We start from the raw sequence: 12,196 nt of genomic DNA on the forward strand, positions 1-12,196 counted from the left end.
GACCCCACATTCTCCACCACCCCTCACCTACCTGATCCCTCTCAGCTCTCAAACCCGTCCGCTCCCGGTAACTCCAGCCGAATATGCTGAACGACAGGCCAACAACGATGCCGCTGTCCATCTGCAGGCTGTGCGAATACCTCCAGATGATGATCCGCAGCGCTGACCAATCCTTTCACCAGCCAACTGGTTCCCATCAGCGTATCCAAAGATCCAGGGAATGGCCCCTTTTCTTCCCCTTTGTCCCTACCCATCTCCTTCTCGCTCCTCTTCCTTTCCTCTTTCTCCTTCTCTCCTACGGGAGCGCTCTCTTCTGACGATACCCCTTCTCCGGACAATTGCTGTTGGCACATCTGAATCAGGCTATGCAGCTCTTTCCATCGTCCTGACTGTACACACCCTTCCATCATCAGTCCAAAAGCCTGCCAGCCATCGTACTCTGCTCCTGCAACTGTTCCGTCCATGCGGGAGTCCATGCTCTTCTTCATTGTCGCTCTCAGACCCAAGGTTCGCCCTGTCTGTACAGCAATTTCTTCATTGTTAGTAACTGCTTCACCCATCTGCGAACTACGCTTCAACCATAACGTTAATGGATCATCTCCGCTAACTTCCTTCCCCTCGATCCACTCCAAACGTTCGAGCCATCGGGCAGATGAGGCGGCAAGCAACCCTTTTTTGCGCCTCACAGGTTCCAGTTTCAGACGCGCCTTGTTCCATCTGCCTTGCTGGATTTGGAGCATCGCCTCCGCTACGGATAAACGCTCCCTCATTTCTCCGTTGTGTTGTGAAGACACACCAGGTAATAATTGCAGGGCCGCATCATAACAACGGGATTGCTCCAGAATGCCCAATACTTTGTGTATAGCCTCTTCTGAACTGAGTGCAAAACGCTCCCTCACCAGCTCTGGAATCTGATGTTCCTGACCAGAAACTCGCATAATACGGAATATCCGATAGAGTGGCGGCAGCAGACTGGATTTGGCGCGCACCGCTTCCACGTAAGCATCCACTGCACCCTCCAGATCGGCCCTTCCTTCCAGTAATCGCCCTAACGTATACCACGTCTGATAGGTTCCGATGCCTTCTTCCGTATGGTATATGGGCGGAGGCGGACCCATGCGAATAGCTTCACGTAGCGCATACTCTGCCCGATCTGTATCCCCCAATGCGTCTGCACATACCCCGCGATGGTGCATGAGATCCGTGTATTCTGGGAAGAGTTCAAGCGCAGCACCAATGCGATCCAAGGCCTCCTGCCAGCGATTCAGATGCTGAAGACAACGAACTTCATATTTGAACAGCAGATGCGCGTAACTGGTCACCGCAGGATCAATCCCCATCCGAGCCACACCAAACGTCTCCAATGCCCGCTCCGCTTCCCCTACACGCAGATACTCGACCCCCAGATTATAGTGATGGAACGGCTGATCCGGTTCTTCCTCCACTGCCTGTTCCAGCAGGCGAACATTGCGGTTCACCTTATCTTTGCGCTCCACAATTGCCGTCTGATACCCATAATGATGGATGATCATGTCCGTTACATGAAATGCAGCTTCAGGGTTAATCCGACAGATCGCCGCCGCAATCTGCTCATGAATTCGACCTTCAAACCGATGACCCGGAGCATTGCGGAACAGACGCAGTACCGGATTCACAGTAGCCCCCTGCTGACCTGTACCTGTATAGTTATGAATGTTTAAAAACAATCCGTCACATCCGCTGACCGCCGTCCAGCTTCTGATCTGCTCCCGCGCAGCACTATCGAGCGCCTCGTCCGCATCAAGGAAAAGAATCCAGTCGCCGGAAGCCTGCTCCAGGCCAGCATTCCGTGCTGCGGCAAAGTCATCGCACCACTCAAATGGCACCACCATCGCGCCATACTGACGCGCAATCTCTGCGCTACGATCCGACGAACCGGTGTCCACTACGATCACTTCATCCACCGCTCCCTGGACACTGGCAAGACAATGAGGCAGTAACTCTTCCTCATCCTTCACGATCATGCATAAGGAAATTCGTTCCGCTCGCAAGCTGATTCCTCCTTTCCTTCGCATGGAAAATCGTACGCCAGGGAATGCCCTCGGCCGTACGTAATCTTTGTTCCAACGCAGTATGCTGTGCAATGAGCATCTCGGCAGACGGGAAACGAACCAACTCCTGCCGAATCGCCTTCAAGGCCAATCGCATGTAACATACAGCTGCTCCAGCCCGGGCTTGTCGGTGATCAGGTTCCCGCTCCAGTGCCTGTTCGAACAGAGACAACGCCTGTTCATCGTATCCTTTGGCATACAGCGTTTCACCCAGCCAGAATAATCCTTCGGCATCGAGTTCATTCTCGGTCATACACTGAATCAGGATGTTCGCGGCTGCTATGGTGTAGCCCTGACGATATAACAGACTTGCAAACTCCCTCCGTAAAGTTACAGCAGTTCCCCAATGCTCCCTCACCATCATTGCCCGCAGCTTATGCAGTTGCTCGGCAAGCGTAAGCTGTCCCGTATATAACGCCTGCTCTACAACCTTCTCTGCGATTATCTCTGCCTGCGAACCCCATTGCATAAGCTTCTGTTCTTGTGGCACTGGTACAACGCTTCGCGGCTCTTTGGACAGCTGAGTTAATACTCGATCCATGACCTTCCAAATGTTTTTTTCCTGTGGATGCGAGGTTGCGAGGAATGTATCGCTTAATCGTAATCCATTAGCCCAACAAGCCAGTGCCCAATCCATTCTGTGCTCAGCCGGCATGTTGAATTCACTCACACATTCCGTGCCCCAGTGCTCTTCCGCCAATTGCAGTGCTTCGGATATCTTATTCGCACACAACATCCAATGTATACGTTCCGCTATATTGATACGAGCAGTACGTGCATCTGTATCCAGCATTTTCAATGCCTGCTCATATGCTCCGCAGCCTGCCAGAACATAAATCACTTGCACCAGATGATCCTCATGCATCACTGCATATGAATGAGGCATTTCACCACAAATCGATTTGCATTGACTCGGCTCCACAATTCCCATGCATCTGGCGAGTAATGTTTCTGTTATGCTCTCATCTGTTTCTCCGGATTGCTGCAATACATCTGCCAACCCAGCCCACGCCGGGGCATACGCAAACATGCTGTCCAATGCCAATTCATACAGATGTGCAGACTCCTTTAGAAATCCTCGTTTCTGTGCAAGTCTTGCCATCGCGGAATAAGCTCTGTAGCTGTCGGAACCTGCTTCCGTTACATATGGCGAGTCTAATGCGCCGCCTCCATTACTCTGTTCATTACCTTGCAGTCCCTCCCGACATTCGGTTGCTCGGACGTAGGATTGGTATGCACTTTCCTCCAAACCTTGGTGCTCCAACGTCTCCCCATACAACAGGTGCAGATCGGCATAGGCTGGATAACGCTGTCTTTCCACAGCCAGAATTGCATGTGCCTCGTCATAACGTTCCGTTCCTACAAGGGTCTTAGCATAATCTCTAACCAGTGTAGGGCGATATGGTGCAAGCAGCTCTGTGAGACGTAATGATTCACGGAACGCTTCAATTGCCTGTTCGATCTGACCAAGCTGGCAATACGTTACTCCCAGATTGTACAGGTGAAAAGGCTGTGCAGGCTCATCTGCGAGCTCCCGTTCAATTAGCTTTAAATTACGTCTTGGTTTATGTTCCTTCGCAATTGTGGAGGCCAGATATCCATCATGAATCAGACATAACGGCGCAAGTGGTTCCGACTCCATCAATAAATGTTCTTCATCCTGTGTAGCGATCTTGCTGTCATTCATATCAGCGGCCCCATCCTGGCCAAATCTGCATGAGCTACTGCGTACCAACTGCTCATGGACGCGGCCCACATATTGATATCCCTGATGAGCACGGAATAGTCTCACTGGTTGGCAGATTACCCGCTCTTCCGCCCCATCACCGTATCGATTCTCTATGGTAATTCGTAATCTTGAAATGCTTCTATGGACTTTGGGCAAATATTTCAGCAGTTCTTCCAATCCCTGGCTGACGTACTCATCGGCATCCAGACACAGGACCCATTCTGTACCTGCCAGAGGCAGACTGATATTTCGTGCTTGGGCAAAGTCATCTTGCCAGTCGGCGTGCAACACCGTTGCTCCGTACGTTTTGCCGATCTCGGGTGTGCGGTCAGAGGAACCCGTATCCGTGATAAAACATTCCATGCCGAAAGGCTTCAAACTGTCGAGACAGCGGGGCAGGTGATGTTCTTCATTTTGAACAATCATATGGATTCCAAGCAAACGGTTCTTCAAATGCGACCACCTCCAATACAAAAAAAGTACATGAAGTCCACCAAAGGAACTCCATGTACCTATATGAAATATAAATGGGTTATGTGCCTTGTCCATTGAAGAACACATCAATCGTGCTTGGTGCACCAATGAGGCTGGAGCGATAGGAAAGACGTGTGTATTTGAGAAAACGCTGTGGTACGAGTACGTCCACTGATCCGGACAAAATGCCAGTCACAGTGGTCACATCCGTGTACCAGTTCGTTCCGTTGGCACTGATCTCAACCAGAGCATCCACCCGGTTTACACCTGGCCCCCGGTTATATACAAAGAAAGAATACGTGCCAAATACACTGGTCGTAACCGCTGGAAGCGCGGTGAAGGTGTTTGCTGTAGGTGTGCTTATGATCTGTGACTCCTGAAAACTCTTTTGTGAAATGGACGTCACACTGCTGAGCGTCCCTGCCGTAATCGTAGCACCGAGCACGCTCGTAATCGTACCATTTAGCAAGTTCGTCAACGTACCTGCTGTTACGGTTGCACCAAGGACACTTGTAATGGTTCCATTCAATAAGTTCGTAAGCGTTCCTGCGGTGATCGTTGCTCCAAGCACACTCGTGATCGTTCCGTTCAATAAGTTCGTTAGTGTTCCTGCGGTGATCGTTGCTCCCAGTACACTTGTGATTGTACCATTCAGCAAGTTGGTGAGTGTCCCTGCTGTTACGGTTGCCCCAAGCACGCTGGTAATGGTTCCGGCCGTAATCGTTGCTCCTAGTACACTTGTGATTGTACCATTTAGCAGGTTCGTCAATGTTCCGGCGGTTACAGTCGCTCCGAGCACACTCGTGATTGTCCCGGCCGTAATCGTCGCTCCCAGTACACTTGTGATTGTACCATTCAGCAAGTTTGTCAGCGTTCCCGCTGTCACCGTGGCTCCGAGCACACTGGTAAGTGTACCATCAAGCAAGTTGGTGAGTGTCCCTGCAGTTACAGTCGCTCCGAGCACACTTGTAATCGTTCCGGCCGTAATCGTTGCTCCCAGTACACTTGTGATTGTACCATTTAGCAGGTTCGTCAATGTTCCCGCAGTTACAGTCGCTCCAAGCACACTCGTAATCGTTCCGGCCGTGATCGTCGCTCCCAATACACTTGTGATTGTACCATTGAGCAAATTCGTTAATGTACCTGCGGTTACGGTGGCTCCCAGCACACTGTTAATTGTACCTGCCGTGATGGTCGCTCCAAGTACACTCGTAATGGTTCCGTTCAGAATGTTGGTAATGGTTCCTGCGTTAATTGTAACGGTAGTCAGACCTGAGATGTTACTAATGGTCCCGTCCAAAATAATGCCAACCACATTCCCGCTTGTATCAGTTCTGACAGGCTGGGCTGTGCCTGTACTATCCTGGCCAAAAATCAACGTCCTCAGATTATCCGGATTCGTATTAAACGTCGTAAAGTTAGGCATGTGCCTCGTCCTCCTCCCTGGTCAAATCTGTGTAATCCTACTCCCTTACGGCATACGCTGCGCCTGAAAGTAAACATCAAGCCGGGTCGGTTGATCCGGTTCAACGGATCGAATTGCAAGCCGGGTATAATGCAAAAATCGCAAAGGTACCAGCGCTTTGGTCTGTCCTCCCGCGACCACCTCCTGGCTGTCCACAGCATAGTCCAAGGCATTGGGGCTGATCTGGATCTGTACCAGAGCCGGATGTTTCCCACGATTCACAACGCCATAGGTGTACATGCTGAGTGATGAGGTGTCTTGTGCCGGGAGGGAATTCATGCTGCTGCTGGTTTCGGCTCCGACATACGTATGCTCTGTAAAACAATGAATAGCACCAGGGAGTTTCGTACGTGAGGAAGTACCCTGCTTGAACCGGGGACGAGTAATCCGGGAACAAGGGGGTTTCAGCAATTTAGCGCGGCAGGAATGACGTGAGCGGCGACGGCTTGCATATTTGGTTGGTTGCTTCGTTCTCTTCTTGCTTCGCTTCGCTGTTCGACTCATCTCGATTTCCCCTTAAAAAATGTGCTTACGCATCGTATGCCCGGATTGGATATACGGGCACGGCATCTGCCGTTATTTTGGAATTAGCAGTCCGTTCCCAAACGCTTTCTCTTGTTGTTACATACAATGCAAGTAATGAGGACATGCGAAACAAATCATATCGCGAGACCAGTTTCATCTATTCAGAGGGGGGGACAAGATGACAAACTCTAATGTATTCAACCAGTCTAATGGGCCCCTGTTCACTCAACTGACTAACACTTATGCAGCCCCGGGTATTGAGGCTTCAGCAGATGCCGGTGCGGCTGCGGCAGGCAGTTTTTTTGCCCTGACGACCAATAATACATCGATCCCTTCCAGCCAAAACCTCCTTCTTCAAATCCTGAATGCAAGTGGGAGTGGCAGAACAGTACGAATTGCCAGCCTTTCGGGAGGGACAACGGCGGCAGCTACACTGGCCGTATATTCCGGGGGCACGGTGACGGCAGGAAGTACACCTACACCCGTCAATACATTGCTTGGCAACGCCAATTCCAGCATCGTTACTACAAGGCAAAATACCGGCACGCTTGGGGGGACTTTCACAAGTTTGCTCAGCATACCTCTCACTGCGGGAATGTATTTCTTGGATTTAAACGGTTCCATTCTTGTTCCACCGGGACAATCACTATCCATTAGTTTGGGAACTGGCAGTCAGACTGCAGCCATTAATCTCTTCTGGTGGGAATTCTAAGCATGATGCTTATAAAAGGAGGTGCACACTGTGCCGAACAATAATGTATTTAATCCATTAAATCTGCCTGTCTATACGTCCAATACGAACACGTATATCTCTCCCGGCATTGTTGCTCCTCCGGAGAATAGTGCTGGCAGTACCGGCAATCTGTACAATGCAGGTTCCACCAACTCCACAACACTGGGGTTACTGGGAGGAACAGTGATCGCCACCGTTCAATTAGCCAATCCAGCTGGGAGTGGGAGAACCCTGTATGTATCACGGCTCTCTGGTGGAATCACAGTGGCACTGAATCTGTTGTCATCCTTCAGCGGTTCCATGAGTCTGACCGCGAACGGAACGCTAAGCTCTCCCAGTACACTCACGGCGGTCAACAGCAATCTTTCCAGCAGCAATACCAGCGTAGCCATCGTACGATTCTCTTCTTCTGCGCCTTCAGGAGCCACCACATTGATGGCGATGCCCCTTCAAGCGGGGCCTTTCCAATCTAATGAATTTGGCCGTTATGTGGTTCCTCCAGGTCAAGCCATGAACCTCTCTGTCAGCGGATCACTTTCGGTTGGTGGACTGTTGGCCTCTACTGCTTATTTCGCTTGGTGGGAAGTCTGATTTGTTCAACGATGCACAACAAATACAACGTGCAAACAACCGCCTTCGGATGAATACGGAAGCAGTTGTTCGGTTTATTGTAGATACAATGAATGTTTAACATGTTGACCCGAGAAAGCAGTCAGACCGATTCCTGCGGAATGGTCTCTTTCGCTTCCGATAGGAGCGGCGGCTTCGCCTCCCATAGGATGCGCTGTAGCAGTATTCCGGCAAGGCCAATCACCAGCGTAGCCAGACCGATATATTGAAAGGTGGGACTCGGTCCTGCAACTCGAATGAGCGCTCCACCTGCAAGTGGGGCTACAACAAGTACAACACTGAATAGTGAATTTTGAATGCCGAAGACACGTCCTACATAGGCAGGAGGGGTTTCCTTTTGCAACAAATAATTCAGTGTTACCATAAAGAGCCCATTGCCTACCCCAATGCACAATCCCCACATTAAGACCCAAATTTCAGGTGTTTGTGGGCCAATCCACCCTAATGCAGCAATTCCAGCCCCGATGAACAGATATCCTCCACCTAGCCCCCACCCATACCCAATTCTCGGCAAACGATTTAACAGCAAAATGATGGCTATGGCTCCGGCACCTCCCGATGAACCCAACCAACCTAACAGCGATTCATTCCCCGGCTTGATCTCCCGAAAAAGAGTCGTAAATTGATAATCGATCATCAGGATAGCCATGAGTCCAAAACAGCCGAACAGCATCGTGCTAAGTACGGTGCGACTGCTCTGTATAAAACGCCAGCCTTGCTGCCACTGGGTAAACAACGATTCGGGGATATCCCTTGCATCAGCCGTACTTCCGTCTGGTTCAACAGGCTCCGGCTTCTCCATCAACCGTCGCAAGGGCCATAACACTGCGCCCGACAACAGGCGGGTACAAGCATTGATTAATATACAGATCTGTGGTGAAAAGAAGGCCAAAATGACTGCACCCAACAGCGGTCCCGCCACTTTCGAGCACTGGTTCACAAAACCATTTAGGGACGATGCCTGAAACAGATGCTCCTCTGCCACCACCTGGCGGGTTAGCGCCTGCTGGGCGGGAACATGGAACACTCCCATCATGGCCCGCAGGGCAAGCAGTGGAAGCAACCACAGCGGACTTGGTGCAAATAAAATTGCAATGGTTAATCCCACCGTGATTACATCACACAGGAGCATGATTTTCACTTTGTGCAGCCGATCTGCCAGTGCACCAGCAACGGAGCCCAGCAGTATGCCCGGTACGGCCATACATACAGGAATAAGGGCAATAATCAGTGGATCGGCACCCCATCGGTAGGCCACCATCACCTGGATGGCGAGTGCATCAAACCAGTCTCCAAACGTAGCCAGCGAATATGCGATAAACATGCGGACAAACCGGAGATTGGTCCATAAACTTCTGGAGGGTTCGGTGGATTCATTGGATGTGGGTTCATTTGAAATGACGGTCATACGTGTACTTCCTCCCTTGATTACAGCCGTGTGTGGTCTGTGTGTTACTTGACTGTAATCATAAGAGAGTTATATCAGAGGAAGATCAGAGGATGGTGAGATAGGGGATAAAAATTTACGTATTTCATCTACAATTCGTTGTTTATAGGTGGGAACACCATAATTTTTACCAATCTCTGCGTACACTTGACGATATTTCCTGCGCAGTCTGTCTTCAATTCGATGTTGTTCCATGAACAGGAGGATCTGATATGCAGCATTCAGATATAGCGGCACATTCAGCGACATTTTCAACACGTCCAGTCCGTCATCCATCCTAAGTTCCGCTTCACGCACTCGCCCTTGCCGAAGCAACCATAAACCTTCCATCACCTGAAAACGTCCGATCTCCCGCAGATAGGGGGCATCCTTCAATCCTGCTCGCAGCACTGCCATTTGAGCCTCAACAGCTTCACCGCTACCACCCCACAGTTCCACGTATAACGCTGCAAGGGTTACCGGCAGTCTGAAATTCTTGAGCTCGTCTGTCTCTATCAGACGATACGTCTCCTCCAGTTGCATCCGAGCACGCTCGTATTGACCTACCTCTGCATAGAGTTCAATGATGTTCAAAATGCGGAGTTCTCGAAGCAATTCCGCAGATAATGCCGATGAATTCAATGCTTGCTCATATAAAGGTAAGCTTTCTGATGGTTCAATTAGCGAATGAACAAAAATAAGTAACCAGTATAAACGCTCTTCAAAAGAAATTTCCTTTGTTGTAATTAGCCACTCCAGATCGCCCTGTATAAAATGGATATACAACTGATAGTACGGCTCAATCTGAATGCCTAGCGCTTCCTGCTGTTGAACCAGAGTCTGTATGGCATTTCCCTGCCCAAACAAGTGATATTTACGAAGTAATCCGTGAATGACTTCCTGCATTTCCGGGTCCTGAGCAGAAGGACTGGCGGGCAGAACGGACTTGTTTTCTTGCACCGTAAGCCGATATCCGTATCCCCGTACCGTATCCAGACTAATCTCATCCCAACGTTTTAATTTCTTGCGCAGGCGGTAGATATGATCATCCACCGTGCGTTCAACCGGATACTCCAGCGGCCATACCCGGTCCAACAGTTGACTGCGCGTGAAGACTTTATCCTTGTTCTCATATAAAAAATGAAAAAGTGCAAATTCCTTCGCCAGCAGGCGAATGGAATCCATACGCCGGGTTACGGTGTGTGTCCCTTCATCCAATTGTAAAGACATGCCTGGTTCCTCCTATGTATTCTTCTCATCGTATTTTCAACATACCACAAAAACCCTTTGCGAGAACGCAAAAGGTTTCTGTAATAAAGAGCTTGTTATAGTACGAAATAGTTATTTGGGGACAAGTTATTTCCTTGTTTTAACCGAGTACGACCCGGTCATCCGCCATTTTTTTGCCGCTAATCCGCTCGAATTCACCAAGCAACTCTGGCACGGTCAACGTACGCTTGCGCTCTTCGCTGACATCCAGAATAATGCGGCCTTTATCCATCATGATTAAACGATTGCCCAGACGGATGGCCTGTTCCATATTGTGCGTCACCATCAGTGTGGTAAGTCTCATCTCACGCACAAGTGTCTCCGTCAGTTCCGTGATCAGTTCGGCACGCGAGGGGTCAAGGGCTGCTGTATGCTCATCAAGTAGAAGAATCTGCGGCTGGGTAAACGTAGCCATCAACAGGCTGAGTGCCTGCCGCTCCCCGCCTGACAAGAGACCTACCTTCGCGTTAGGCCGCTTCTCCAGTCCGATTCCCAGCTTCTCCAGTTGCGTGTTAAAAATCTCACGTCTGGCACGGGTAACGCCGAAGCCCAATCCACGTCCTTTGCCACGCTTGTATGCCATCGCCATATTTTCTTCAATGGACATATGTGGTGCTGTTCCTGCCATCGGGTCCTGAAACACCCGGCCAATCCAGCTGCTGCGTTTATGCTCCGGCAGGTTTTTGATGGAACGATCATTGATTAGCACATCACCCATATCCGGCTTCATCACACCCGAAATGATGTTCATCAACGTCGATTTACCTGCTCCGTTACTGCCAATGACCGTCACAAAATCTCCCGGATTCATCGTCAGATTCACACCAACGAGCGCAGTCTTCTCGTCCGTTGTGCCTGGATTGAACAGCTTGGTTACTTGCGTAATCTCCAGCATGCTCACATACCTCCCTTCGCCTGTTGACCCCCGGATCGCATCAACTCTTCTGTTCGTTTGCGAGCCAGACTCCGCTGCTTCATGGAACGCTGCATCGTTGGGAATACAAGGGCAATGATGACGATCACCGCGGTAATCAACTTCAGATCAGATGTATCAAACCATTCGACCTGTAGGGCAAGTGCAACCACAATCCGGTAAATAACTGAACCAACGATTGCTGCAAGTGTAGCCCAAAACACCGTTCTTGCACCAAGGATGGCTTCACCAATGATGACGGAAGCCAGTCCAATGACGATCATACCAATACCCATTGTGATGTCCGCAAAACCGGATTGCTGGGCAATAAATGCCCCAGACAGAGCTACCAATCCATTGGATAAGCTGACACCTACAATCGTCGTTACATCCGTATTTGCACCAAAGCTGCGAATCATGCGTTTGTTATCCCCTGTGGCACGGAGCGCCAGGCCAACATCTGTTTTCATGAACAGATCGAGCATGATTTTGAACACGAGTACCACGATAATAATAAGCACCATGACATGCTCACCTGAGAATGGATTATCCATACCCATAATGGATTTATTCGGTGCGCCAAGAATACGCATATTAATGGAGTAGAGCGCGATCATCATCAAGATCCCGGATAACAACCCGTTAATCTTGCCTTTGGTATGAAGCAGACCTGTACAAGCCCCGGCCACCATGCCGCCAGCCATTGCCGCAAGACAGGCAAGCCAAGGAGAGAAGTCATTGGAGATCATCACCGCCGCGATTGCGCCTCCTGTTGTAAAACTTCCGTCTACGGTAAGGTCAGGAAAATCGAGTATGCGGAACGTAATATACACACCAAGAGCCATCAGTGCATATAAAAGTCCGAGCTCGATTGCTCCTTCAATTGAATTCCAGCTTATACTCACGTTACTTCCTCCCTGTCTATCGAAAAGAATGAGGCGA

Annotated in this window: 10 protein-coding genes; 2 read left to right on the forward strand and 8 right to left on the reverse strand. The window is 50.0% G+C overall.

Going from position 1 to position 12,196, the window contains the following annotated elements; translation table 11 throughout:
- Positions 1–41 precede the first annotated feature (41 nt).
- The 4 genes from MKZ12_RS28230 to MKZ12_RS28245 all read right to left on the reverse strand — a co-directional run bounded on the left by MKZ12_RS28230 (position 42) and on the right by MKZ12_RS28245 (position 6,262).
- Positions 42–2,030 carry a glycosyltransferase gene (locus tag MKZ12_RS28230; RefSeq protein WP_339257832.1) on the reverse strand — a complete coding sequence of 663 codons (1,989 nt, stop codon included), beginning with the start codon at positions 2,028–2,030 and terminating at the stop codon, positions 42–44.
- Positions 1,987–4,272, reverse strand: coding sequence for a glycosyltransferase (locus MKZ12_RS28235; protein WP_339257833.1), 2,286 nt, complete (start codon positions 4,270–4,272; stop codon positions 1,987–1,989). Before MKZ12_RS28235 ends, MKZ12_RS28230 begins: the two co-directional genes overlap by 44 nt.
- Positions 4,273–4,351: 79 nt before the next feature.
- Positions 4,352–5,719 carry a DUF6385 domain-containing protein gene (locus tag MKZ12_RS28240; protein WP_339257834.1) on the reverse strand — a complete coding sequence of 456 codons (1,368 nt, stop codon included), beginning with the start codon at positions 5,717–5,719 and terminating at the stop codon, positions 4,352–4,354.
- A 45-nt stretch (positions 5,720–5,764) separates the two neighbouring features.
- Positions 5,765–6,262 carry a DUF6385 domain-containing protein gene (locus tag MKZ12_RS28245; RefSeq protein WP_339257835.1) on the reverse strand — a complete coding sequence of 166 codons (498 nt, stop codon included), beginning with the start codon at positions 6,260–6,262 and terminating at the stop codon, positions 5,765–5,767.
- Positions 6,263–6,461: 199 nt separating this feature from the next.
- Between MKZ12_RS28245 and MKZ12_RS28250 the strand changes: the two genes are divergently transcribed.
- Positions 6,462–6,995, forward strand: a complete 534-nt coding sequence (locus tag MKZ12_RS28250) for a hypothetical protein (RefSeq protein ID WP_339238558.1) — start codon at positions 6,462–6,464, stop codon at positions 6,993–6,995.
- Between the two features lie 30 nt (positions 6,996–7,025).
- Entirely contained in the window at positions 7,026–7,607 is a 582-nt protein-coding gene (locus MKZ12_RS28255) for a hypothetical protein (protein ID WP_339257836.1), read from the forward strand.
- 121 nt (positions 7,608–7,728) lie between these two features.
- Here the strand turns inward: MKZ12_RS28255 and MKZ12_RS28260 are convergent, their stop codons facing one another.
- The 4 genes from MKZ12_RS28260 to MKZ12_RS28275 all read right to left on the reverse strand — a co-directional run bounded on the left by MKZ12_RS28260 (position 7,729) and on the right by MKZ12_RS28275 (position 12,159).
- Positions 7,729–9,054 carry an MFS transporter gene (locus MKZ12_RS28260; protein ID WP_339257837.1) on the reverse strand — a complete coding sequence of 442 codons (1,326 nt, stop codon included), beginning with the start codon at positions 9,052–9,054 and terminating at the stop codon, positions 7,729–7,731.
- 69 nt (positions 9,055–9,123) lie between these two features.
- On the reverse strand, positions 9,124–10,302 hold the full coding sequence (locus tag MKZ12_RS28265) for a winged helix-turn-helix domain-containing protein (protein WP_339257838.1): 1,179 nt from the start codon (positions 10,300–10,302) through the stop codon (positions 9,124–9,126).
- A gap of 139 nt (positions 10,303–10,441) precedes the next feature.
- A complete protein-coding gene (locus tag MKZ12_RS28270) occupies positions 10,442–11,236 on the reverse strand; it encodes an ATP-binding cassette domain-containing protein (RefSeq protein ID WP_036606660.1) in 795 nt (264 codons plus the stop codon).
- Positions 11,237–11,238: 2 nt separating this feature from the next.
- The gene (locus MKZ12_RS28275; protein WP_339238566.1) at positions 11,239–12,159 is read right to left on the reverse strand and encodes an ABC transporter permease; all 921 of its coding nucleotides are present in this window, start codon (positions 12,157–12,159) and stop codon (positions 11,239–11,241) included.
- Positions 12,160–12,196: the final 37 nt, after the last annotated feature.

Source organism: Paenibacillus sp. FSL R5-0713 (assembly GCF_037973325.1).
Lineage (GTDB): Bacteria > Bacillota > Bacilli > Paenibacillales > Paenibacillaceae > Paenibacillus.